This window comes from Novosphingobium soli (genome assembly GCF_042432915.1).
Classification (GTDB): Bacteria; Pseudomonadota; Alphaproteobacteria; order Sphingomonadales; family Sphingomonadaceae; genus Novosphingobium; species Novosphingobium soli.
Genome location: NZ_JBHLWK010000022.1, coordinates 1 through 24,880, shown reverse-complemented (window position 1 = coordinate 24,880; position 24,880 = coordinate 1). Strand labels below are relative to the sequence as shown.

The 24,880-nt window shown below is 64.3% G+C and carries 20 protein-coding genes and 2 pseudogenes; 6 read left to right on the top strand and 16 right to left on the bottom strand.

Annotation, left to right across the window (positions count from 1 at the left end; genetic code table 11):
- Positions 1-55 precede the first annotated feature (55 nt).
- On the top strand, positions 56-3,025 hold the full coding sequence (locus tag ACFFJC_RS17115) for a Tn3 family transposase (protein WP_014072601.1): 2,970 nt from the start codon (positions 56-58) through the stop codon (positions 3,023-3,025).
- A gap of 57 nt (positions 3,026-3,082) precedes the next feature.
- Positions 3,083-3,658, top strand: a pseudogene (locus tag ACFFJC_RS17110) (Tn3 family transposase); the annotation flags it as partial.
- Positions 3,659-3,905: 247 nt separating this feature from the next.
- Here ACFFJC_RS17110 and ACFFJC_RS17105 read toward each other — a convergent pair.
- The 13 genes from ACFFJC_RS17105 to ACFFJC_RS17045 form a co-directional block, all read right to left on the bottom strand.
- Positions 3,906-4,655: an HAD-IIB family hydrolase gene (locus ACFFJC_RS17105; protein WP_004212890.1), complete on the bottom strand. Its 750-nt coding sequence runs from the start codon at positions 4,653-4,655 to the stop codon at positions 3,906-3,908.
- Entirely contained in the window at positions 4,652-7,153 is a 2,502-nt protein-coding gene (locus ACFFJC_RS17100; RefSeq protein ID WP_004212886.1) for a heavy metal translocating P-type ATPase, read from the bottom strand. Before ACFFJC_RS17100 ends, ACFFJC_RS17105 begins: the two co-directional genes overlap by 4 nt.
- Complete coding sequence (locus ACFFJC_RS17095) at positions 7,150-7,758, bottom strand: cation efflux transmembrane domain-containing protein (protein ID WP_004212885.1); 609 nt, start codon at positions 7,756-7,758, stop codon at positions 7,150-7,152. The genes ACFFJC_RS17100 and ACFFJC_RS17095 overlap by 4 nt, the downstream gene beginning before the upstream one ends.
- On the bottom strand, positions 7,755-8,441 hold the full coding sequence (locus ACFFJC_RS17090; RefSeq protein WP_004212882.1) for a ZIP family metal transporter: 687 nt from the start codon (positions 8,439-8,441) through the stop codon (positions 7,755-7,757). The genes ACFFJC_RS17095 and ACFFJC_RS17090 overlap by 4 nt, the downstream gene beginning before the upstream one ends.
- 3 nt (positions 8,442-8,444) lie before the next feature.
- A complete protein-coding gene (locus ACFFJC_RS17085) occupies positions 8,445-8,858 on the bottom strand; it encodes a hypothetical protein (protein WP_004212881.1) in 414 nt (137 codons plus the stop codon).
- A gap of 47 nt (positions 8,859-8,905) precedes the next feature.
- Complete coding sequence (locus ACFFJC_RS17080; protein WP_009824022.1) at positions 8,906-9,283, bottom strand: hypothetical protein; 378 nt, start codon at positions 9,281-9,283, stop codon at positions 8,906-8,908.
- On the bottom strand, positions 9,280-9,768 hold the full coding sequence (locus ACFFJC_RS17075) for an SRPBCC domain-containing protein (RefSeq protein WP_013849881.1): 489 nt from the start codon (positions 9,766-9,768) through the stop codon (positions 9,280-9,282). Before ACFFJC_RS17075 ends, ACFFJC_RS17080 begins: the two co-directional genes overlap by 4 nt.
- 53 nt (positions 9,769-9,821) lie before the next feature.
- Entirely contained in the window at positions 9,822-13,067 is a 3,246-nt protein-coding gene (locus ACFFJC_RS17070; RefSeq protein ID WP_004212878.1) for an efflux RND transporter permease subunit, read from the bottom strand.
- A 3-nt stretch (positions 13,068-13,070) separates the two neighbouring features.
- Positions 13,071-14,249: an efflux RND transporter periplasmic adaptor subunit gene (locus ACFFJC_RS17065; protein ID WP_004212877.1), complete on the bottom strand. Its 1,179-nt coding sequence runs from the start codon at positions 14,247-14,249 to the stop codon at positions 13,071-13,073.
- Positions 14,249-15,526 carry a TolC family protein gene (locus ACFFJC_RS17060; protein WP_013039111.1) on the bottom strand — a complete coding sequence of 426 codons (1,278 nt, stop codon included), beginning with the start codon at positions 15,524-15,526 and terminating at the stop codon, positions 14,249-14,251. Before ACFFJC_RS17060 ends, ACFFJC_RS17065 begins: the two co-directional genes overlap by 1 nt.
- A gap of 60 nt (positions 15,527-15,586) precedes the next feature.
- On the bottom strand, positions 15,587-15,883 hold the full coding sequence (locus tag ACFFJC_RS17055) for a hypothetical protein (protein ID WP_007406840.1): 297 nt from the start codon (positions 15,881-15,883) through the stop codon (positions 15,587-15,589).
- Between the two features lie 73 nt (positions 15,884-15,956).
- Positions 15,957-17,924: a cytochrome c/FTR1 family iron permease gene (locus tag ACFFJC_RS17050; protein ID WP_004212871.1), complete on the bottom strand. Its 1,968-nt coding sequence runs from the start codon at positions 17,922-17,924 to the stop codon at positions 15,957-15,959.
- Positions 17,924-18,550, bottom strand: coding sequence for a cation efflux transmembrane domain-containing protein (locus tag ACFFJC_RS17045; protein ID WP_004212870.1), 627 nt, complete (start codon positions 18,548-18,550; stop codon positions 17,924-17,926). The genes ACFFJC_RS17050 and ACFFJC_RS17045 overlap by 1 nt, the downstream gene beginning before the upstream one ends.
- Positions 18,551-18,625: 75 nt before the next feature.
- Between ACFFJC_RS17045 and ACFFJC_RS17040 the strand changes: the two genes are divergently transcribed.
- A complete protein-coding gene (locus ACFFJC_RS17040; RefSeq protein WP_007406847.1) occupies positions 18,626-19,045 on the top strand; it encodes a MerR family transcriptional regulator in 420 nt (139 codons plus the stop codon).
- Here ACFFJC_RS17040 and ACFFJC_RS17035 read toward each other — a convergent pair.
- Entirely contained in the window at positions 19,039-20,241 is a 1,203-nt protein-coding gene (locus ACFFJC_RS17035; protein WP_013039112.1) for an aspartyl protease family protein, read from the bottom strand. The two genes, ACFFJC_RS17040 and ACFFJC_RS17035, sit on opposite strands and share 7 nt — an antisense overlap.
- 289 nt (positions 20,242-20,530) lie before the next feature.
- Positions 20,531-21,103 (bottom strand): recombinase family protein, encoded by a 573-nt coding sequence (locus tag ACFFJC_RS17030; RefSeq protein WP_009824027.1) that lies wholly within the window; start codon positions 21,101-21,103, stop codon positions 20,531-20,533.
- A gap of 191 nt (positions 21,104-21,294) precedes the next feature.
- Between ACFFJC_RS17030 and ACFFJC_RS21310 the strand changes: the two are divergent.
- The 3 genes and pseudogenes from ACFFJC_RS21310 to ACFFJC_RS17020 form a co-directional block, all read left to right on the top strand.
- Positions 21,295-21,444, top strand: a pseudogene (locus ACFFJC_RS21310) (Mu transposase C-terminal domain-containing protein); the annotation flags it as partial.
- A gap of 138 nt (positions 21,445-21,582) precedes the next feature.
- On the top strand, positions 21,583-22,695 hold the full coding sequence (locus tag ACFFJC_RS17025) for a TnsB C-terminal domain-containing protein (RefSeq protein WP_241527248.1): 1,113 nt from the start codon (positions 21,583-21,585) through the stop codon (positions 22,693-22,695).
- Positions 22,622-23,500, top strand: coding sequence for an AAA family ATPase (locus ACFFJC_RS17020; protein ID WP_379488691.1), 879 nt, complete (start codon positions 22,622-22,624; stop codon positions 23,498-23,500). Before ACFFJC_RS17025 ends, ACFFJC_RS17020 begins: the two co-directional genes overlap by 74 nt.
- A 314-nt stretch (positions 23,501-23,814) precedes the next feature.
- Here ACFFJC_RS17020 and ACFFJC_RS17015 read toward each other — a convergent pair whose 3' ends face one another.
- Positions 23,815-24,879, bottom strand: coding sequence for a site-specific integrase (locus tag ACFFJC_RS17015; RefSeq protein ID WP_379488690.1), 1,065 nt, complete (start codon positions 24,877-24,879; stop codon positions 23,815-23,817).
- Position 24,880 lies beyond the last annotated feature (1 nt).

Genomic DNA, 24,880 nt, shown 5'->3' with positions numbered 1-24,880 from the left:
CCAGTGCAAGCCGCTTTGGTGTCAATTTTGTTATTCGCCTCAGCGGGAGAGCAAAATGGCACGACGCCGACTTCTGACCGGAGACGAGCGCCGGCGCCTGTTCGATCCTCCTGTCCAAGAAACCGCGATCATTGGGCATTATACCCTTTCTGCGGAAGATGTTGAATTGGTTGGGCGCCGCTATGGTCCAGCAAATCGCCTCGGTCTGGCTGCACAAATCGCTTTGATGCGACATCCCGGCTTTGGTCTGCAACCCGAGATCGGGCTTCCCGACGTCATTCTTCAGTACCTCGCGGCACAGTTATTCGTCGATCCTTCCTCCTTCTCTGCATATGGTCAGCGCGCGCAAACCCGTACCGATCATGCCGATCTCGTGGCGCGTTATCTTGGCATACGCCCGTTTCGACGCGGCGACCTGGCACTTGCCCTGAATCTTGCCGCGCAAGCCGCCGAGTATACAGACAGAGGTGAACCGATTGTTCGCGCCCTCATGGTTGGCCTGAAGGGTGAGCGGTTCATTCTTCCGTCAGGCGACACACTGGAACGCGCCGGTCTTGCTGGCCGGGCACGCGCACGCAAAGCTGCCGCAGCCGCAATCGTCGAAGGCCTCAGCTCTGCTGAACTGACACGGCTAGACGAACTCGTAATCAACAACCCGGATTTCGGCATGACACCGCTGGCGTGGTTGCGTAATTTCGAAGAAGCCCCGACTGCGGCCAATATCAATGGCTTGCTTGAGCGCCTGCGCTATGTTCGCGGCATAGGTATCCACCCGGTAGTTGGGGGCGCCATTCCGGAATTCCGCTTTGCCCAATTTGTCCGCGAGGGCGGCGTGGCACCGGCATTCCTGCTTTCGGATTACAGCGTCAATCGCAGGCGGGCGACGTTGACGGCCGCAGTGATCGACCTTGAGGCCAGACTTGCCGATGCCGCGATCCAAATGTTTGACCGACTTATCGGCGGCATGTTCACGCGCGCGCGGCGTGGGCGCGAGCGTCGCTACCAAGATAGTATTCAGTCGGTGGGGCAACTCATGCGGCTGTTTGGCGCCACGATTACAGCACTTGATGAGGCTGTCCAGAATGGCGGCGATCCGCTCGAATTGATTGACGAAGCGGTGGGCTGGCACCGGCTTGTTGCGGCAAAGGCCCAAGTAGATGCCCTTGCTGATCTTGCCGGCGAGGACGCACTGGTAACGGCAACCGAGCGTTACGCCACGCTACGGCGTTTCAGCCCGGCATTTCTGGACGCCTTCACCTTCAAGGCGTCTGGAACAGGGACGGCACTGATCAAAGCCATCGATGTCATTCGCGATGCGAACACACGAAAGTCGCGCGACCTTCCCGATGGCGTTCCACTGCCATTCCCCAATCGGCAGTGGAAGCGTCTCATCACCGAAAGCGGCCGTATCGACCGCCGACGTTATGAAATTGCGATCATGGCAACCTTGCGTGATCGTTTGCGCGCCGGTGATGTATGGATCGAGGGAACCCGCAACTATCAGCGCTTCGATGCCTATTTGCTGGGTCGGCGCGACGCCGCCAAAGTGGCGGATGTGCTTCCGTTCGATTCAAATGCTGCATCCTACCTCGCTGACCGGGCACGAAATCTTGACTGGCGGCTGCGCCGATTTGCCAAGCAGTTGAAAACAAACAAGCTTGAGGGAGTGTCGCTCGAACGAGACCGGCTCAAGCTTCAGCAAATGCCGCCTGTCACCCCACCGGAAGCTGAAGCCCTCGATCGCAAGCTCGATACCCTGCTTCCCCGCGTGCGCATCACCGAGCTGCTGCTTGAAGTCGCCGAACGCACTGGTTTTTTGAACGCATTCCGTGACCTGCGCTCAGGCAAGGAGCACGACAACCCCAGCACGGTACTCGCCGCAATTCTGGCTGATGGCACCAACCTCGGGCTGGAGCGGATGGCCAATGCCAGCGAAGGCGTCAGCTATGCCCAACTCGCATGGACCCACAACTGGTATCTTTCACCCGAGAACTATCAGGCCGCGCTGGCCATGATCATCTCAGCCCATCACGAATTACCCTTCGCGCGGCATTGGGGCGCTGGCACCAGTTCGTCGTCCGATGGCCAGTTCTTCCGGTCGGGGCGGAGCCGTTCAGGGGCGGCGGACGTCAATGCCAAATATGGCGCCGAACCTGGCGTGAAAATCTATTCTCACCTTTCCGATCACTTCGCATCATTCGGATCACGGATCATGTCCGCGACGGCAGGTGAAGCGCCTTACGTGCTCGACGGGCTTGTCCTGGGCGCCGGCAACCTTCCGTTGCATGAGCACTATACCGATACTGGCGGCGCCACCGATCATGTTTTCGCACTCTGCCACCTACTCGGGTTCCGCTTCGCGCCACGGCTGCGCGATATTGGCGACCGCAAGCTGGGTTCGATCGCTGCGCCATCGACATACAAGGGCATCGAAAATCTGATGGGCCGCACCATCAAAACGGCAGCGATCGAGGCCGATTGGGATGACATCGTCAGGATTGTCGCCTCAATCAAGGATGGCACGGTGGCGCCGTCAGTAATCTTGCGAAAACTTGCCGCCTACAAACGCCAGAACAGGCTGGATTTTGCATTGGCTGAACTGGGCCGTATCGAGCGCACTTTGTTCACGCTCGATTGGCTTGAACAACCGGAACTGCGACGTGCCTGTCAGGCCGGTCTCAACAAAGGCGAGGCGAGGCACACGCTTGCCGCCGCCATCTATACCAACCGGCAGGGTCGGTTCACCGATCGCTCGCTGGAAAATCAGGAATTTCGCGCATCTGGGCTGAACCTGCTGATTGCGGCGATTTCCTACTGGAACACGGTCTATCTCGACCGGGCCGCCCAGCACCTCAACGCTGTCGGCACGACGTTCGATGCGGCACTGCTTGCGCACCTTTCTCCGATGGGCTGGGCGCACATCAGTCTGACCGGCGATTACCTCTGGGAGCAGGCCAGGCGACTTCCAGCAGGTGAATTCCACCCACTCAACGAGCCAATGGCGCGGTTGAAGCGTGTAGCGTAGCCCATGTTCCGCTTATGTCCGAGAAATCGTTGTCTGGCGAACAAACCTTGAGGTGACGCCTTGCTCGGCTACAGGTTCGCCCCCCGTATCCGCGATCTCCCTCAGAAAAGACTCTATGCCTTCACGCCCAACGCGACGCCGGCCAATGTGCGAGCGCTGGTCGGAGGTAAGATCAATGAACCGCTCATCGAGCGCAACTGGCCCGACATCCTGCGCATCATGGCGACGATCGCAGCGGGGATCGTCGCCCCCAGCCAGATTCTTCGCAAGCTCGCCTCTTACCCGCGCCAGAATGAGCTGGCCCTCGCATTGCGAGAGGTGGGCCGCATCGAGCGAACCCTGTTCATGATCGACTGGATTCTTGATGCCGGCCTCCAGCGCCAGGCTCAGATCGGCCTCAACAAGGGTGAGGCCCACCACGCCCTAAAGCGCGCCATCAGCTTCCACCGCCGAGGTGAAATCCGGGATCGATCCGGCGAAGGCCAGCACTATCGCATCGCCGGAATGAACCTGCTCGCCGCCATCATCATATTCTGGAACACCATGAAGCTCGGCGAGGTCGTCAATACCCGGGCCGCCAGCGGTACCCATATCGCGCCTGATCTACTCGCCCACGTCTCGCCGTTGGGATAGGAACACATCAATCTAACCGGGGAATATCGCTGGCCCAAATCCTTAGCGTAGGATTCCGCCCCCTCCCGCAAACGCCCCCTACGATTGAGAAGCGCGGCGGAATCTCTTAGATTGATCGCTGGAGGCTTTGTTCGCGGAGACGCGCACATTGCCTTCTTTTCGTTTTAGGAAGCGCTGCCCTAAGCGACAGAAGCCAGAGCTTTGACAATGCGGCATTCCGCGATGGAGCCGACCATGTATCTTGATCCTATCGGTGCAGACACGCGATGATGGCGGTCACGACGGCGGTGGTTTCCGCGACGTCGCGCACCCTCACTGTGTCGAGGCCGATTTCAGCAGCGGGATAGTCATTCCCACCGGGGAATATCGCATCCCCAATGAACAGCATCCCGTCGAGCGGGACACCGCTCTCGGCACTCAGGCGCTTCAGGCCATAGCCCTTGTCGATCCCTGCTCTGGTCACGTCGATCGATGTCGTGCCACCGAGATTGATCGAGAGCTCCGGCAGCTTCGCGCGCAACGTGGCCTGCAACGCGGTCCTCTTCTTTCGGTCAGGATCCCACGCTTCCTTTTCCTTCAGCGGCGCTGCCTGCCCCAGGCCCGAAAAGGTGATCTGGCTGCCCCGGTCCTCGATCCGTTCGCCCCAGATACGTTCGTCGGCGAGACCGGCATCGGTCAGCGCCTGATCGAAGGCCGTGCGGATCTTCGCCTTCTCCGCGTCGTCGAACAGTTCGGCATAGACCGCGCGCCAAGCGCCATTGATGAACCGATAGAGTTTCGTGCCTGTGGTCGGCATCAACCAGAGACGGTCGAGCGCGACGCCGGCAGGAAGGCGCGAGGCGATCTGCTTTTCGAACTGCGGCCAGTCCCCGCCCGAGATCACCGCCACATCCGTGATGGCGAGCAATCGGGCGAGGATTGCGGCCATATCCTCCGATAACGGCCGCTTGCTCTCGGCAAGCGTGCCGTCGAGGTCGAAGGCGATCAGCCACTTCATGCCGCCTTCCCTGCCGGATCGCGGTAGGCGAGCAGCCTGAGCGCATTGATGACGACGAGCAGCGTCGATCCCTCATGAACCGCCACCGCTGGCCCAATGCCGAGGCCGAGGATGGTAGCAGGCACCAGGAAGGCGACCACACCCAGGCTGACGAAGACGTTCTGCCGGATGATTCCACGGGTATGGCGGCTAAGACCGACTGCGAATGGCAGGTGCGCCAGATCGTCGGCCATCAGCGCCACGTCGGCTGTCTCCAGCGCAACGTCCGACCCCGCCGCGCCCATCGCGATGCCGACCGTGGCGCTTGCCATCGCCGGCGCATCGTTCACGCCGTCGCCCACCATCGCGACCTTGTCTTCGCCGGCGAGCTTCTTGATCGCGGCAACCTTGTCTTCGGGCATGAGGTCGCCCCACGCTTCGTCGATCCCGACTTCGTCGGCGATCGCTTCGGCGACTTTCTGGTGATCGCCGGAGATCATTATCATCCGCGACACGCCCATCTCGTGCAGCCGACGCAACGCGGTCTTGGCAGCTTCGCGAGGCGTGTCCATCAGGCCGATCGCGCCCAGGTCGCGGTCCCCCTTGCGGACCACCATTGTCGTGCGGCCGTTCTCGCGCAGCTTCGCGATTGCGTCCTGCGCGCCCTGCCCCAGCGCCGGAATGCCCTCACTTCCGAACATCTCGGCCTTGCCGATCCACACCGTCTCGCCATCCACGCTCGCGGTGACGCCCCGACCGGTCAGGCTCTTGAGGTCGCCGGCAGTCGGCACGGCACGATCGTTCAGACGTTCGCGGCCGTCCTTGACGATCGCTTGGGCCAGGGGATGGTCGCTCAACGCTTCGACGGCGACAGCCAGCGCCAGCAACTCGCCTTCATCGGCGCCATCGACGGGCACGACATCAGTGATGCGCGGACGACCTTCGGTCAGCGTGCCCGTCTTGTCGAAAGCGATCGCTTTGAGCGACCCGAGGTTTTCGAGCGGTGCACCGCCCTTCACGAGCACGCCGCCCCGCGCTGCACGGGCAACGCCCGACAGGACCGCGCTCGGCGTTGCGATCGCGAGCGCGCACGGGCTTGCCGCCACCAGCACCGCCATCGCGCGATAGAAGCTGTCGCGGAACGGCTCGTCGACGACCACCCATGCGAACAGCAGGAGCACTGACAGGACCAGGACGGCGGGCACGAAGATCCGTTCGAACCGGTCGGTGAAGCGCTGCGTCGGCGACTTCTGCGTCTCCGCTTCGCTCACCATCTTCACGACCTTGGCAAGCGCGCTTTCATTGGAACGGCGTGTCACCTCGATCTCGATCGCGCCGCCGCCGTTGATCGTACCAGCAAAAACCCGGCTTTCCGCGTCGACTGCATCGGGCTTGGCGCGTGCCGCTGCGGCATCTGCGACCGGCACCTTGTCGACCGGGATGCTTTCACCCGTGACCGGGGCCTGGTTGATCGCGCTGGTGCCCTTGATGACGAAGCCGTCGGCAGGCAGGCGCTCGTTCGGGCGGACGATGGCAATGTCCCCGACGACCATCTGCTCGACCGGGATTTCGCTGGTCTGCCCGCCGCGTCGCACGGTCGCGGTTTCGGGCGCGAGCTTCGCCAGCGCCTCGATCGCCTTCTTGGCGCGGCCCATTGCATAATGCTCAAGCGCATGGCCGAGGCTGAACAGGAACAGCAGCAGCGCACCTTCGGCCCATGCGCCCAGCGCAGCGGCGCCGGCCGCAGCGACCAACATCAGCGTGTCGATCTCGAACTTCTTCATCCGGAGGTTGTCGATCGCCTCGCGCAGCGTGAAGAATCCGCCGAAGAAATAGGCTGCGATATAGCAGGCGGTCGGCAGCCATTCGGGCGCGCCAGCGACCAGCCTCTCGATCGCGTAGCCGATCCCCAGCAGCGCGCCACAGGCGAGCGCGAAGATCAGCTCGGTATTGGGGCCGAGAAATTCGGCGTGGCTATGGTCGTGGCCATCGCCGGGGCCGTGCTTCTCTTCGCCCGCGCCGTGGCCCCCGGGGCCGTGGTCGTGGCCGGCATGTTCATCGGCAGCGACCCGCTTGCCCACCCTCACCTTCAGCTTGCGAAGCGCAGCGCGCACCTCCTCTTCGGTGGTTTCGCGGCGATCATATTCGACCCGGACAGACCCGCTGGTGCTGGCGCTTGCCTGGACCACGCCGGGCAAGGCGCACAGCGCATCGCTGACCGTGCGCGCCCGACGTTCGTGGTTGATCCCCGTCACCTGCCAGATCGCATGGCCGTAGCGCTCGGTGATTTCGGCACCTGCGGCGCGCACCATTTCGCGCAACCGTGGCAGCGGCAGCTTGGCGGCATCGAAATGGATGCACAGCGCCGCTGGCGTGTTGCCGTCGAGACAGATCACATGCGCCCGCTCGACACCTTCGCGCTTTGACAGGGTTGATACGAGACGGTCCAGGCAGGCATCGGCCGCGTCAGGAAGGTCCGGCAACAACACTGGAATGTCGAGTTCGAGCTTGTCGTTCATGACGACCTCCTTTCGCTTTTCTTGGTTTCGGCGCGCGCGTCGCGCAGGATTTCGACACCGCCCTTGATGGCGATGATGGCGGTGGCGAAGCCGACCAGCAGGTCCGGCCAATTGGTACCCAACCACAGCACCAGCACGCCGGCGATCAGGATGCCGCCGTTGGAAATGAAGTCGTTGAAGCTGAAGGTGGTTGCGGCCCGGAGATTGACGTCCGGATCCTTGAGGCGCTGGAGCAGCCGCAGGCAGAGGTAATTCACGACGCCGGCGATCGCGGACATGACCATCATGGTAGGTCCGATGGGCTCGCTGCCCTGCACGTAGCGCCGTCCGACATCGATCAAGATGCCGCCCGCGAAGATCAGCAGCATGACGCCCGAAGCGACCGCGGCGCGTGTCTTCCATGTCTGGCCCCGGGTGAGCGCCACAAGGCTCAGCGCATACACAGCCGTATCGGACAGGTTGTCGACGCCGTTGGCGATCAGCGCGCTCGAGTCCGCGAAGAAGCCGGAAACGAAGAAGCCCGCAGCGATCGCCGCGTTCAGCAGCAGGACGATCCACAGTGTGCGGCGCTCCTGCCCGCCATTGTTGTCGTTGCCCGGGATCATCCCATCATCTCCTCAAGTGTCAGCAGGGCCAGGAAGCCGACGAAAAACATCGAGCTGATGAGCGGGGTGTCGGGTTTCTCGTGCGCCTCGACCAGCAACTCCTCCGTGACGAGGTAGAGCAGCGCCATCAGCCCGAAGCTGAGGAAGCCGGCGATCATCACCGGCGACAGCGCGGCGACCGGCACGGCAGCGAGCGCGCCGATCGGCAGCAGCAGGGCCAATGCCGAGACGATCACGATGATGCGCAAGCGCGAGCGATAGGTTTCCGCCAGCTCGTCGGTCAGCGTCAGTCCCAGAAATAACACTTCCAGAGTGAGCGCGATCGTCAGCAGGAGACCTGCCTTCTCGCCCGCCACGAAAGCGAGGCCGAGCACCAGGCCGTCGACCAGAATGTCGATGCCGATCGCGGCGAGTAGCGCCATCGGCCCCTTGAAGCGGGCCTCAAGAGCCTTGAGCCCCAGCATGGTCGCGACGCCCGCCGCCCCGCCGATCAACGTCGCGCTGGGCGATGCCTCATGCTTGACCTGCGGCAGGATTTCGGTCGCTGCCGCCGCGAACACGACGCCGGCAGCGAGATGCTGTAGGCCCGCCACGAGGCCAGGTTTCAACTTGGTGCGGCTCGCGACAATCGCGCCGAGCACGACCGCCAGCACAGGCGCAAGCGTATAGAGCAGTGCCTGCATTTCCTAGGACTCCTCCGGGGTTCGGTGGCAGACGCGGATCTTCCCGCGTCGCGTGAACGCGATCGATCCGCCCGCCACGACAGCCCGCGAATGGTCGCCGCGAAACTCGTCACCGGTTCGCTGCGCGCGCAGGATCTCGGTCCTGCCCTTCGGCAGCCAGGTGACGGCCATTTTCAAGCCGTCATCGATGAAGTCGACATCGGCGCGTGTGCCGTCGTCGCAGTACATGATGCGCTGCGCGATTAGTTTCGACGTCAGATGCTTTTCATGCGCCGGCTCGGTAGGCTGGGTCGGCGCTGGATTACACGCCCCTATAACCGCCCCGGAGACGAGAACGACGCCGAGGCGCGCGATCGCCAGACCGGCCCGATTCAGGCCGCACAAGGTTGTCACATTTGAAATCGACGTGTCAGACATCGGTCTCTTCCGACGAAGCGCCCTGTGGCGTTCGAAGGCAGGGCAGTTCATCGCGTGCCTTCCTGCTCGCAGATCCGGGTACGGCCATCGCCTTCCACGATGGTGAGCTGCGACCCCTTGAAGGTCGCGGTGGCTGTTTCGCCGACATATTGCAGGCCCTGCGCTGGCGCGGTCAGCATCATCGGCGGTCCCCCGTTGGAGCGCCGCAAATCGATCTGCAGGCCGTTGTCCTTGTAATCGACGAACAGCGGTTCCCCGTCGGAACAGCGATATCTATGCCGCCCCATTTCCCCGGTCGCCACGGCGCTGTCGGACGAATGGATCTGCTGCTCCGTTGGCGGGGCTGGCGGCTTTCTTTCCGAGCACGCCGCGAGCCCGACAACGAGGATGACGGCGGGCAGCACCCGCTTACAGTGCATCATCATCGCGCCTTCCTCCTGCAGCGGAAGGGGACGCGCTGACGATTGATAGCCCGGGCAGGCTGACCTACCCGCCAGCGGAGATAGGTTGCGAGGCGATCGTCAGATTCGACCATCAGGGATCGCAGGCGGCGCAACATCATCGCCGCGAACGGCAGGGAGAGCGCCCCGCGCAGCGTGCAGCTATGCGTTAGCCTGGTGCCGCCATCGTCCCCCGCCAGCTCGTACCGCTCTTCGAGCGTGAACAGATAGGGGATGCCGCAGGACCAAGCGAAGGCGTGCGGTTTATCGAATCGATCAATCCGTGCTGGCGTCCGAATTGGCCGGGTGATGCCCTGGATCGCAAAGGTGCATTCTGTGTCGCCGAGCCGGGACGGATCATCGAGAAATACGAGCGGACTCCACGCCCGGCGATGATCCGGATCGGTGAGTGCCGACCAGATGCGCAGTGGCCCGCCGTGAAGCATCGAGCTGGTTATGGTGCGAGGCATATCCCCATCTCCCAGAGATGGGCGGGGCGATCGCGGATCGCCCCGCCCATCCATCAGGCCAAGTTGTTCACGAAGGTCTGACCGTGGTCGTCCCCTTCATGCTCCTCATTGTAGTGCTCGGGTTTCTCGATCACTTTCTGCCCGAACCGGGCATAGAGTGTCGGCAGCACGAACAGCGTAAGAAGCGTCGCCGAGATCAGACCGCCGATGACGACCGTCGCCAAAGGCTTTTGAACCTCTGCGCCGGCGCCTTCGCCCAGCGCCATCGGCACGAAGCCGAGGCTGGCGACTAGCGCGGTCATGATGACGGGTCGCAGACGCTGCATCGCGCCAACATGCGCGGCTTCCTCGCGGCTCATCCCTGATCGGATCAGATCTTGGATCGAGCTGACCATGACGAGGCCGTTGAGGACCGCGATGCCCGAGAGGGCGATGAAGCCCACTGCCGCCGAGATCGAGAAGTCCATGCCCCGCAGGAACAGCAACAGGACGCCGCCCACCAGCGCGAAAGGCACGCCGGTGAACACGATCGCGGCGTCGCGGACCGATCCCAACGCCCCGTAGAGGAGCAGCAGGATCAAAATGAAGCAAGCCGGAATGACCAGCTTCAGCCGTTCGCTTGCCGATTGGAGGTTCTCGAACTGGCCGCCCCATTCGAGATAGGTGCCGGCAGGCAGCCGGAGTTGGCTGCCGATCGCCGCCTGCGCATCCGCCACGACGGATCCGACGTCGCGGCCACGCACGTTGGCTTGCACCACCACGCGCCGCTTGCCGTTCTCGCGGCTGATCTGGTTCGGACCATCGACCACCTTGATCTCGGCGACGCTGGACAGCGGTACATAGCCGCCGCCTGCCACCGGCACCTGCACCTGTTGGAGCAGGCCGATGTCGGCACGCTGCGCCTCCGACAGGCGGATCACCACGGGGAAGCGACGGTCGCCCTCGAAGATCTGGCCCGATGTTCGCCCGCCGATCGTCGCAGTCACGGTGTCCTGCACATCCTGAGCCGTAACGCCCAACCGCGCCATCGCGTCGCGGTTGACGCGAATGTCGAGCATGGGAAGACCGGTCGTCTGCTCCACCTTCACGTCCGCTGCGCCTTGCGTTCTGCGCAGCACCGCCGCGATTTGCTCGGCCGTCCGGTTCATCTGGTTGAAGTCGTCCCCGAACACCTTCACCGCGATGTCGCCGCGCACGCCGGCGATCAGCTCGTTGAAGCGCATCTGGATGGGCTGGGTGATCTCGTAGGCATTTCCCGGAATCTTCGCGAGATTACCCTCGATCCGGCTGACCAGCTCCTCCTTGGGAAGCTCAGGATCCGGCCAATCCTTGCGCGGCTTCAGGATGACGAACATGTCGGTCGCGTTCGGCGGCATCGGGTCGGCCGCCAGCTCGGCGGTGCCCGTCTTGGAATAGACGAATTGCACCTCCGGCTGCTTCGACATCATCCGCTCGATCGGCACCTGCATCGCCTGGCTCTGCTGGACCGACGTTGCCGGAATGCGGAGCGACTGGATCAGCAAATCGCCTTCGTCGAGCTGCGGCAGGAACACCGAGCCGAGCGTAGTGAAAGCAAGCGCCGCCACCACAAGGCTTCCCACACCCGCACCGATCGTCAGCGTCGGGCGCTTCATGGCCCGGTCGAGACCGGGTTCGTAGCGCTTCTTCAGCCACGTGATGATGCGGCCGTCCTTCTCCTCGACCTTCTTCGACAGCCAGATCGCAATCATCGCCGGCACGAAGGTGAGAGAGAGGATGAAGGCGAAGGCGAGCGCGATGATGACGGTCAGCGCCATCGGTCCGAACGTTTTACCCTCCACGCCGGTCAGCGTGAGCAGCGGTACGTAGACGAGGATGATGATTGCCTGCCCGTACACAGAGGGACGGATCATCTCACGCGCAGCGGCTGCCACGGTCGCGAGCCGTTCCTTGACGCTGAGCAATCGGCCTTCATGATGCTGTTGCTCGGCAAGCCGGCGCAGCGCGTTTTCGACAATGATGACGGCGCCGTCGACGATCAGACCGAAGTCCAAAGCCCCAAGGCTCATCAGATTGGCCGAGACCCCAGCGCGCAGCATACCAAAGCCTGTCAGCATCATGGTGATCGGGATGACCAACGCCGCGATCAGGGCCGCACGGAAGTTGCCGAGCAGCAGGAAGAGCACGACGATGACCAGCACCGCGCCTTCGGACAGGTTTTTCGCGACCGTCTTGATCGTCGAATTGACCAGCTCGGTGCGGTTCAGCACCGGCTGAATTACGACGTCAGGAGGCAGCGAAGCGTTGATCGTCTTCAGTTTCTCAGCGACCGCGGTCGACACGATGCGGCTGTTCTCGCCGATCCGCATGATCGCCGTGCCGACGACGACTTCGGTACCGTTCTCCGATGCCGAACCCATGCGGATCGCCTGACCCGTCTTCACAGTCGCAACTTGTTCGACCGTGATCGGCACGCCGTTACGTGTCGCGATCACGGTCCTGGCCAACTCGCTGGCATTGCGAACGAGCGCATCCGAGCGAACAGCCAGACCTTCGCCATTGCGATTGACGAAGCCACCGCCGACGCTGGTGTTATTGCGCTCCAGCGCATTTCCCAGGTCCGTCAGCGTGATGCCGAGCGAGGCCAGCTTCTGCACGTCGGGCACGACGAGGAACTGCTTGGCGTAACCGCCAATCGAGTCGACACCGGCGAGGCCCGGTGTGGTCTTCAGAAGCGGCGTCACGATCCAGTCCTGCGCGGTGCGCAGGTAGGTCGCCTTGTCCTCTTCGGTCGTCAGTCGCTCGCCCTCTGGCGTGATGTAGCTGCCATCGGGCTGTTGGCCCGGTTCACCGGGCTTGTGCTTGTCGTCCTCGCGATGATCGAGACGAACGGTGTACATGTACACCTCGCCCAGGCCTGTCGCGATCGGACCCATTTCAGGGTTCACGCCGTCGGGCAGATTCTCTTGCACGCCCCGCAGACGCTCGCCCACCTGCTGGCGGGCGAAATAGATGTCCGTCGCGTCCGAAAAGACCGCCGTGATCTGCGCGAAGCCGTTGCGGCTCAACGAGCGCGTATATTCCAGGCCGGGGGTGCCGGCGAGCGCGGTTTCGATTGGAAACGACACCTGCTTCTCGACCAGCTCGGGCGAGAGGGCAGGCGCGCGGACGTTGATCTGGACCTGATTGTTGGTGATGTCCGGCACCGCGTCGATCGGTAGCCGGTAGAGGGAAAAGGCGCCGATGGCGGCGACGATGACGGTGAGGAGCAGGACTAGCCAGCGCTTCTCGACCGCCCAGGTTACGATACGGGCGATCATGGCTTAATCCTCGTGGCTCGCTTCGCCCTTGCCGATCTCGGCCTTGAGCGTGAAACTTCCGGTGGTGGCGATCTGTTCGTTGCCGGTCAGGCCCGACCGGACGATCACCGTGTCGCCCGACGCATCGCCGAGCTGGACCGGGGTCGCCTTGAAGCCGGTGGGCGTGCGCACGAACACGACCGACTTGCCCTCGAAACTCTGGACCGCCGTCGTCGGCACGCGGACCGCCCCGCTCCCGCCGCTGCCCGTGAGCTGCACGGCTGCCGTCACAGGCTCGCCGACCCGCCATTCGCCACCGCGATTGTCGAGGGTGGCGAGCGCAGGCACGAGCCGCGTCTGCGGATCAAGCGCCGGCGACACGAAGGTCACGCGGGCGGTCGCCTGACGGCCTGCCGCCTTCACCAGCACCGTATTGCCGGGACGCACCCGGCCCGCATCCTCGGGCTTGAGATTAAGCGCGATCGACACCTGGCTCAGGTTGGCGATGCGATAGAGTTCGGCATCCGCCGCGACCGTTTGTCCCAGCGTCACGGGGCGCGCAATGATCTGGCCCGAGATCGGCGCGGCAATGCCGAGCCGGTTGAGCCCGCCGCCGCCGACACCCGCCGCCGAAACCATGCTCTGCGCCTGCGTCAGGGCGATCCGCGCCTCCGTCGCCGCTGTGCGGGCGGCGATCAGATCCTGTTCAGGGGAGACTCTCTGCGCGAACAGCCGCTGTTCGCGCGCGAGGTTCGAATTAGCGAGCTGAAGCCGCGCCCGCGCCGCCTCGACCTCGCCCTTGATCTGCGCCGCCTCGCGGCTTTCGATGACCGCAATGGTCTGGCCGCGTCCGACCGATTGGCCGAGGTTACGGGTGAGCGCGACCACGCGTCCCGCAATTGCGGCCGAGACGACCTGCGTTCCCTGTGGGTCGCCCTCGATGATCGCGGGCAGCTCGATCGTCCCGGCCCCGCCGATGATCGGCCGTCCGACCTGGACGCCCGCTGTGGCGATCTGGTCGGCACCCAATGTGACGACGCCTTCACCGGCATGACCGCCTTCAGCACCGCCCTTTTCCGTGCCCGCTGCCGTCTCATTGGCAGCTGCGCCTTCGGCAGTTGCCTCGTTTCCGCCATCCTTGCCGCCGCAGGCAGCCAAGAGCAGGGCGAGCGACGCCGCGCCCGCGAGATAAAAGCTCTTCATCACTGATTCCCCCCATTGGGCGCACGAGCGGTCAGTCGCTCCACTTGCGCGCGGGCATTCTGGTAATTGGCAAGCGCGTCGATCGCGGCGACCCGCGTTTCGGCGAGCGTGCGTTCAGCATCGAGCAATTCGAGCTGGCCGAACTTGCCCTCGCGATAGCCGATCCGCGCGATGCGGGCGGCCTCCTGTGCAGCCGCCAGCGCCGGCCCCGACGCCGCACGAGCCGTCGTTGCGGCATTGGCCGCCTGCGCCTGCGCGTCCGTGATCGCCTGTTCGATGTCGAGCGCGGTCACGCGGCGCTGCGCATCCGCCTGGGTCCGCTGCGCGGTCGCCTGCGCAATCGCGGCGCGACCATTGTTGAACACCGGGATCGGGATCGACACGCTGAACACCGCCGCCATGTCGTTGGTCGCTTCCAGGCGGCGGATCGACGGCCCGACGTTCAGGTCAGGCACGCGATTGGCGCGCGCGAGCCGCACGCCGGCTTCGGCAATGGAGAAATCCGCGTTGGCTGCCGCCAGCGCGAGTGTGCCGGTCGTGTTGACCGGTGCCAACGGCCCATAGACGTTCACATCGGGAAGGCGATCGAGCAGCGTGTCATCGAGCAGGCCGTCGATCGGCCGTCCGATCCGACGCGCCAGATTGGCGCGGGCCGCCTCGGCCAAGCGAAGCTGCCGCTCCACATTGGCGTCGGCATTGATACGCGCGACATCCGCGCGCTGTTGCTCGAGTGGCGATGCCCGCCCTGCCTGCACGCGAACGCTCGCGGCCCGCAGCGCATCGCTGGCGATCCGGGCCTGATCGCGGGCTGTCATTACCCGGCGATCGGCCGCGACCGCTTCGACATAGAGCTGCGTTACCTGAAGCCGGACATCCGCCGCGATGATCGCGGCCTGGATCTCGGCCCGGGACAATTGCGCATTGGCGACCGCGACGCGGGCGCCGCGCTTGCCGCCTAGCTCGATCGGGATCGCAAAGCCGACCGTGGTTTCCGCGCTGCGGACCCCCCGATACGGCCCGGAGCCGATGACATTCTCGACTTGGCCTTGAACCACCGGATTGGGCCGCAAGCCGGCGACTGTGCGACCTGCACGGGCCGCGTCGATTCCAGCTGTCGCCGCTTCCGCAGCAGGGGCCGAACCGCCCGCTGCACTGACCGCTTGGTCAAGCGTGTAGACCGGCGCATCCTGCGCAACAGGCGCGGACGGTCCGACCTGCGCCTGCGCCATCGTGGCGCAAGACGCTGCGGCCAGCATGGCCGCGAGGATACGATTCATGAAAATAGGACTCCTGACGATGATCGACAGGGGCGCGCCAACGCACGCCCAAATCGGACGTCAGGCTTGGGGGGGCCTCAAATGGACCATGCCGGTGCGGCCGTCGAGCGACGCAGAGGCGGAGATTGTCGGCTTGGGCACTGTGAGGACGGGGGTATATTCCATCGTCGTGCGCGCAGGCGCGCCGACGTCGTGTCCGTGACAATAATTGTGATGATGCGGGACATTCTTGTCCGAGTCCGATGGCACCTGATCGATGTCACCGGCGGTATGGACCGTGAACTCAACGCCCGCGATGCTTCCCCCCGCCAGATCGGCGGCATGGGCCATGCCGGAGAAGCTGGTCAGGACCAGCATCAGGCATGTCAGGAAAGGCAAAAAGGCTCGCACTAGCTTGCCTCTATCACGGAAGGGTTTTCATGTCATTGCACTAATTCGAACCAAGGGTCACTGAGCCGGAACCCGAGCGGGATCGGTCGCGCCCGTTCCAGGCGAACCCGACCGCAATGGCGACCGCCATCAGGAGTTGCGCCAGCACCGATTGCCAAGTGGGAAACACGCCGAGCATCGACAGCCGTGGCACGTCCGCGAGCGGTGCGATGTTGATAAGGCCGGCTTCCTGGAGCGCGGCGACGCCTTTACCCGCCAGCACGACGGTCAGGACCGCCATGAGCCAGGAGCTATAGCGGAAGAACTGCGCGATCGGCAGCTTGCGACTGTAGCGAAGCATGGCCCAAGCGATCAGGCTGAGCAGTCCAATCGCCGACCCGGCCCCCGCGAGAAGCATCCCGTTGTCACCTTGCGCCGAAAGCGCGGCATAGAACAGGATCGTCTCGAAGACCTCGCGATAAACTACGACGAACGCCAGCCCGAACAGGAACCAGCCCGACCCGCCCGAGAGCGCCCGCGACATCTTCTCGCGAATATAGCGCTGCCACTGATCGGCCTGCGCCTTGCCGTGCATCCAAATCCCGACCGAGAGCAGCACGACCGCGGCGAACAGCGAGCCAAACCCTTCCGTCAGCTCCCGGCTCGCACCGCTGATCCCGATCGCATAGGTGGCGACCGCCCAGGTGATCCCGCCCGCGATGATCGCGCTGACCCAGCCGCCATGCACGTACCGCAGCGCCTCGCCGCGCTCGGCTTTACGCAGGAACGCGATCATGGCGACAACGATGAGCAGGGCTTCGAGCCCTTCACGCAGCAGGATCGTGAACGCGCCCAGGAACGTGGACGCTTCGGTGGCGGCATCAGGCGCGAGCGCCGCTTCCGCATCGTCGAAAAGGCCGCCCAGTACTGCGACCTTCTCCGCGAGATCATCGGGCGACGCGCCCCGGTCGATCGAGGCGCGGAACTCCCCCATCGCGCCCTCGATTCGACCCATCAGCGTCGCGTCGCGCGCGGTGAGTGTTGGCTCGATCGGCTCGAACCCATCGAGATAGGCCGACAGCGCCAGCTCTTTCGCCATGCGCGCATCGCCGCGCCGCGCAGCCGCCACGCTTTCGGCGAGTTTGGCGCGGGCGACCGCGAGCGAGCCGGGAGCCTGTTGTATCACCTGTTCGGGATGACGACGCAGGAACGCGAGCACTGGGTCAGCCTTGGCGTCGCCGATCGCCGCGCCGAGCGCGGCCGGGGTGAGCGCGACCAGGGTTTTCAGGTCCGGAATGCGCCGGCGAAGGGTCGGGTCGGATTTCCAAAGCCGCTCGCCTTCGCGCGCCTGCGCATCCGTGAAGGCGAAGCTCCCGGCTCGGAATGCTAACGCCCAGCGCTGATCGTTGGGCAGATCGGCAAAGCTCTGCATCGCGGTCCCGTCGATGCCTTGCGTCACCACCTGATAGAGCGCGAACACGCTGCGCTGGCGCGCGCGCTCGGCATCGGTGAAAGCAATCGGGGGCGTAGCGAGCTTGGCGGCGTCAGGGCCACGGCCGTTGCCCGTCATCCCGTGGCAGGACGCGCAGGATTGTCGGAACAGTGCATCGCTGGAGACGAGGTTCGGAGCCTTATCGGGCGCGAGCGGCACCGGGTAGGCGCGCAACAGATCGGCCGCGAGCCCGTGCGCCAATGTTGCCACCTGTTCAGTCGGTCCCTTTTCCGCGATCACCGCCTGGAGGTTGGCAGCCCGCTGGATGAGGGCTTGACGCTCCGGCTTCGCCGGCAGGCCCTGAAGCCGTGTCGAGACCGACGCGGCGAACTCCGTCATCTCGGCATATTCCGACGTGCTCTTGATCCGACCGTTGGCGACCGCGCCGCCATAATCGACGGCCATATAGTCGAGCAGCCGCCATGCGGTTTGCACGTCGCCGGGTTCGGCGATTGCCGCAGCAGGGATCAGCAGCGCCGCGAGCGCGGAGAGCAGCCGCAACGAGAGCATTGCCCGGATCAACGCGAGCAGACGCACTACCGCTCTCCCAATTCGCGCCGAGCGCCAGTGACGATTTCATAAGCGGAGTGGAGGAACAGGAGGGCGATGAGGCCGGCGACGGCGAGGTCCGGCCAGGCGCTTCCTGTCCACGCCACCAGACCGGCCGCGGCGATCACCGCCACGTTGGCGAGCGCGTCGTTGCGGCTGAACAGCCAGATCGCGCGAACATTGGCGTCCCCTTCCCGGAAACGCGCAAGCACCAAGGCGGACACGACATTGATCGCGAGCGCGACAACGCCGATTGTGCCCATCAGTTCGGCATCGGGCGCGGTTGCGTTCAGGGCGCGCCAAATCGCGAAACCGATTACGCCCACGCCAAGCGCACCGAGAAACAACCCCTGCGTCAGCGCGACCTTTGCCCTCGCCCGTGCGGACCAGGCAAGCGCGAGAAGACCGATAAGGCTGATCGACCCGTCCCCGAGAAAATCGAGGGAATCCGCTTTCAGCGCTTGGCTATCGGCGATGAACCCGCCGAACAGCTCGGCGACTCCGAAGCCGAGGTTGAGCACCACGACGGTCAGCAGCGCACGGCGATAGGCCGGATCGGTTTGCGCGCGCGCGGGCTCCCCGTGGCACCCGCAGCTTTCGGTAGAAGCATTCATGCGGCCTTCCTTACCACCTCCAGTCGCTGTAGAAGCAAGCGAAATGTGCGACACGTTCGCATAAGCAAGGATGGCATGATGAAGCCGGTGATGATTGGGCAGCTCGCCAGCGAGACCTCGACGAAGGTGACGACGATCCGCTTTTATGAGTCGATCGGGTTGCTCCGATCCGCCCCTCGCACGGCGTCGGGTCGCAGAACCTACGATGCCAGTGACATTGAGCGTTTGCACTTCATCCGCAACGGTCGCCGGCTTGGCTTCTCCGTCGACGAGATCCGTTCGTTGATGGGGCTGGCGCAGAACCCGGACCAGGATTGTGGTGCCGCCTCAGCTATCGCTGCTCAGCACCTCAAGGATGTGGAGGAGAGACTGGCGCAACTCGCGGTGTTGCGGGATGAGTTGGCAATGCTCAGCCAGAGCTGCACCAAGGCGCGCATGGCCGATTGTCGGATCATGAAGGCGATCGGCAAAGGCCACCCTCAAGCCGATCAATAATAATCGGCCAGCCTGAGCTCGCGCACATCACCCGAGGCCATCGTCAGCTTTACGAGGGTGCCAGCAGGCCGGGAGCGCACTTGCCAGAGCTCCCCACGCGTATAGTTCGCATCGATCGAATGGCCGTTCACCGCCACGATCCGGTCGCCGACCGCCCAGCCAGCCTTTTCCGCGGGACTGTTCGCCGCCACATGAACAACGGTGAGCGCCGTTGGTGAGGCTGCGAGGCCAAGGCCGCTACGGTCCTTCAGCATCGGCAGGCGACGACGAGGACCGAGTGGCCGGAGCCACACGAATCCGGCGGTCACGTCGAACACCACGTCGAATTGAGCGATCAGCGGTAGGCCGACATTGCCAACCGTGCTGGTGGAGAGCCAAGCTCTCATCCCGAGTGTGGGGACGTTCGAGACGCCAAGCCCTTCGATGTTGATGTTCTGGATCGTGAAAGCATCGTTGATACGCACACCATCGACGCCGCCGATCGCCGCGGTCGAGACGAGCTTCCCGTTCAACAGCCCTTGATCGCGGGCATAGGCCGACGAGAGCATCAGCGCGGCCGAGCTGCCAAGATCGATCATCAAGGGCACGGGAGGCAAACCCGAGACGGAAGCTCGAATGAACAGCTCCTGCTTGGCACCGCGCCCGAGCGCGACAGCGCGCCAGTCGGGACCGGCGAGAAACGTGCCTGACTTGACGACCGCCATACGCCTTTTCGCGAAATCGAGCGCGATGCAGCTACCCGTGAACATATCGGCACCGAGGAGGATATCGATCGGTCGTCCGAAGGCCGCCGACACTGAACTCAGATCACCAACGACGGCAAAGGGTAAGCGACGGGTTTCGCGGGCGAGCTGTACGTCGATGTCGCGGACCAGCAGCACCGGGGCCTTGGCGCTCAGCCCGCTAATCATGCGCCGCTCACCATCGTTCAAGCCGAGCTTCGCCGCGAGCGCCGTGCTCATGATCGACGCGCCGCTGCCACTGTCGAGCACCGCCCGCACCGGCACTCCGCGCACTTGTGCCGAAACAAGGAGGGTATCACCCGTGCCGACTTCCAGCGGCTCCCATTCGAGGTGAGCCGCACCGAAGTTCCACGAGCCCGCAGACCGGGAAGTCTGTCGCGCGAGCGTTGGAGAACCGAGCACCAAGCCGGTTCCACAGGCCACCAGCCGCGCCACTAATGAGCGTCGAGACATACCGATTGCTTCAACACGGGCCGTCAAAAAGCCACCTCCAGCCCCCCGTCCGCAGGAGAGCAAATTGCGGTTACATGCTCCAGCCACTGGAGGAGCAAGTGCTTTTGGTGCGCCCGAAAATCCTCAGAAGCGCTTGGAGAACTTTAGATGAAGGATGGTGCAGACCGCTTAGATGCCTTCCCGATAACGAACGGTTCCGGGGGACGCTGGGCCGATCGGGACCGCGAACGGTGTAAACGCTCGCGCTAAGTGGCGGCATTCTGATCGCGCTATTTGTCGGCGAGCGTCGCTACGCGGCTACCGGCTTGGTCTCGGCCGATCGCACATAGGCGTAGAGTTTTGGCTTGGAGATGCCGAGCATCGAACAAATCTTGGCGATCGGCATCGTGTTCTCGTGGTAGAGCCTGACGGGCAGGTCGCGCTTGTCCTTGCCGAGTGCGGCCGGCCGGCCACCCTTCTTGCCGCGAGCGCGGGCTGCGGTGAGACCGGCCTGGGTCCGCTCGCGGATCAGGTTGCGCTCGAACTCCGCCAATGCCCCGAACAGGTGGAAGGTAAGCTTGCCCGACGTGGTGGTCGTGTCGATCGCCTCGTGCAGGCTCAGCAGCCCGACCTTTTCCTCGTCGAGGTAGGTCATCCATCCGATCAGATCACGGAGCGAGCGGCCGAGCCTGTCGAGGCGCCAGACCACCAGTGTGTCGCCGGCGCGAAGCAGCTCCTTCACCTTTTCCAATCCAGGGCGAGCGGCAGTCGCCCCGGAGGCCTTGTCGGTGATGACCTTCTCGCAGCCGGCAGCCTTCAGCGCATCACGCTGGAGGTCCAGGTTCTGCTCGGCGGTCGATACGCGGGCGTAACCGATTTTCATGCGTAGGGCCGGTGGCGCCCCGATCGGGCGCGGTTTGGGAAGAAAGTCGTCATCGGCAGGTCTATGTTGCCCTAGTTTTCTTTACCGGGTAGATTTACGTCGAACAGGCCGGTTTGGCAACGCGAGCGGACTCGCATGGCGATGGGCAGGCAAATCTCCGTTTTCCTTACCTGCGACACGGACCGTCGGCGGTGACGCATCCGGCGCTTGTCCCGCCGCTGGCGATCGAGCGCTACCGCGTCCTTGAACCGCACCTCGCCGATGGCATCCCGCTCGCGGACCTCGCCCGCACCGGCACGCTGAGCGAGCGGACGTTGCAGCGCTGGCTCGGGCGCTACCGTGCCGAAGGACTTGCCGGTCTCGCGCGTCTGCCGCGCAACGATCGGGGCAGGCTGCACCTGCCGGAACATCTGGTCGAACTGACCCGCACTCTCGCCACCAAGCGCCCGCGACCCCCGGTCGCCGCCATTCACCGAAAGGTGCAGGAACTCGCCATCGCGCATGGACACCGAACCCCCAGCTATGCGGCCGTCGCGCGTGTCGTCAGGGCGATACCGGCAAGCCAGATCGCCGCAGCCTCCGATCCGGCCGTCTACCGCGACCAGCACGAGCTAGTGCATCGGCGCGAAGCCGCGACCTCGAACGAGATGTGGCAGGCCGATCATACCGTTCTCGACATTCTCGTGCTCGATGATGCCGGAACCCCGGTGCGTCCTTGGCTGACCGTCATCGTTGACGATCACAGCCGAGCCATCGCCGGTTACTTCCTCAGCCTCGATGCCCCCAGTGCCCTCAACACGGCGCTCGCCTTGCGGCAGGCGATCTGGCGCAAGCCCAATCCCGAATGGATCGTCAGCGGCATTCCCGAACAGCTTTACGTCGACAACGGCTCGGATTTCATCTCCGAGCATATCGAGCAGGCGTGCATCGCCCTCAAAATCCGCCTCATCCATTCGCTGCCGGGGCGTCCTCGCGGGCGCGGCAAGATCGAGCGGCTGTTCCGCACCATCAACGACATGTTCCTGCCCGACCTGCCCGGCCACCTGATCGCGGGCAAGCCGCTGTCGGCGCCAGTGCTCACGCTCGACGAGCTGCGCGCCCGCTTCGAGGCGTTCGTGTGCGGCGTCTATCATCGTCGCCCGCATGGCAGCACCGGCGAACCGCCGATCACGCGCTGGCAGAAGGGCGGGTTCCTGCCCGCAATGCCCGACAGCCTTGAACAGCTCGACATGCTGCTCGTGCACGTGCCCAAGCCCCGTAAAGTGCTGCGCGACGGCATCCGTCTGATGGGCAGGCGCTATGTCGAACCCACGCTCGCGGCCTTCGTCGGCGAGCAGGTCGAGGCGGTCTATGACCCCCGCGACCTGACCGAGATCCACGTCTACCACCAGGGCCGGTTCGTATGCCGTGCGCTCAGCTCCGAGCACGCTGGGCACCCGTCGTTGCGCGCGATCCAGCGCGCCCGGCGCGGCGCGAAGGAGCGCGACAAGCAGGTGCCTGCCCCCACGGAGACCTTCGATGGCGACCAAGAGGATACGGCTTCCCGGCCCACCACCTACCGAGGGCTCCGGCTCTACGCCGCTGACGATTGAGTTCCTGGTCGAGCAGCCGTTCCTGGCGACCCGCGAACATGCCCGGTTCGTCGAGTTTGCCGAAGCCTGCGCGCACTACCGCTATATCGGCGTGTGTCATGGCCGGCCGGGCGTCGGAAAGACGCGATCGGCGCGCGAGTTTTCCAGCTTCCCCGACCTGGGGGAATATGCCGCGCTCCGTCCCATTGCCGCGCTCCTTGGCGAAAAGGTCGCTCGCTGCCGCGCCGTCTTCTACACCGTGTCGGTCAGCAACACGCCCAAGACGATCGACGCGGTGTTGGGCCTCAACCTCATTAAGCTGGGCTATGCCCGGCTGACGGTCGCGGGCGGCTCGCAGGACGAAATCACCCATGACGCCGCCCGCATCGCCTGCCCCCTCGTCATCGTCGACGAGGCCGACCGCCTGACCATAAAGTCGCTCGAACATCTCCGCGACATGGCCGATCGCCACGGCTTCGGGCTGATCCTGATGGGTATGCCGGGCTTGGAGAAGTGCCTCGCCCGCTATGCCCAGCTCTACTCGCGGATCGGCTTCGTCCACGAGTTCAAACCGCTTACCGAGACCGAAATGCGGCTGCTGCTCGCGACCCACGCCGGCGATTTCGGGATCAGCTTCGACCCGGCCCAACTCGACGCGATCGAAGCGCAGGCAGCCGTGATCCGCATCACGCGCGGCAACTTCCGGCTCATGGAGCGCCTGTTCGCGCAGATGCGGCGGATCATGACCCTCAACCGCGTCGAGGAGGTCACCGCTGACATCGTTCAGGCCGCGCGCGATTGCCTCGTCATCGGACCCGGCAACTGACAAATAGCGCGATCAGAACGCCGCCATTTAGCGCGAGCGTTTACACAGGATAAGATCCATACCGTTTCCGGAACCACTTTCTTGTTTCCTCTTCGAAATTGGACTGTGCTGATGAGTTTGAGCGATGGTGGCTTCGCTCATACACTACGCGCTACCAGGCCCCTGCCCGTTTCTTAGGCTTAACGTTGTAGCTCAAGACCCCGGGGGCTCAGCCTCCCTTCTCCGGTTCTTGCCGCTGCGCAAATCCCTCGATCTACCTGCCGCCGTCGTGTGGTCGCACGGCATCATCCAAAGACCTATTTAGGCCGTCATGACTAGCCAATCTTCGCCATAAGGCGCCCCGCCGCCCCCTGCTCTGCCGCGAGATTGCGATTATAAGCGAGCGGCATCCGCGGCGACTTCCACCGCAGCGCGTCCATGATGCCGGCCAAATCCTCCCCGCTGGCGAACAGGTCCTGATTGAGCCCGATCCGCGTCGAGTGCGCACTGATCCCCTTCAGCAACCGCGCCAGATCGTCCGCCGTCAAATCGGGCAGCGCGCCACGGTCGAACGCGCGGCCGATGATCGACCGAAAGATTGGTCCGATCGAGCCCGGGTGCAGCGCCACGGTGCCGATGTCATATTCGACGCGCGCCTTCACCGCCGGCTTGGACAGCGTCTTGCGCAGATCCCACGTCTCCCGGCCCGAGATGCTGTCGATCGGCCGACCGCGCACGGCTGCCCGCGCCTTGTAGCGCCGCACCTGCACCCGCCGGAACAGCGGCCCTGTCGTGATCCCCGCCGCTTCGGTCCACGCCGCGATCGCCGCGACGGTGCGCGGGCTGAGGTAGGCGGTCGCCCCCTCCCCGTCTTGATCGCCCTTATGACGCAGAATCTGCAGCAGCCGCGCTTCGGGATCGATCGCCTCCTCAATATGCTCAATGGCGACCGCCACCAGTTCGGAGGCGCGCAGCCCGGTGTCATAAGCGGCCGATAGCAGCGCCCGATCACGCAGCCCCGGCAGATCCTCGCCACAACTCTCGAGCAGCGCGCGGATGTTGAGCCCCCGCGCCTTGTCGCGCTCGACGTCGCGCACCGGGCCCTTGAACCGCAGCGGCCGCGCCTGCTTCTGCGCAGCCCCCTTCTCGCGGCGCACCGTCTGGAGCCGCAGCTTCACCAGCGGCGCCGGCGTCGGATCCTTGAGCTCGAGCAGCTGGTGGATCTTGGCGATCGACGCCTTGTAGCGGGATAGCGAGGCCGGCCGGCTCCCCTTCCCGGCCCGCGCGTCGAGATAATCGGCCACGGTCTCGGGCGTGGCCGGCAGCGCGATCCGGTTGTTGCGCCTACACCACGCATCGAACGCTGTCGGACGCCAAAATAGAGCGCAATGGCGTGCAATG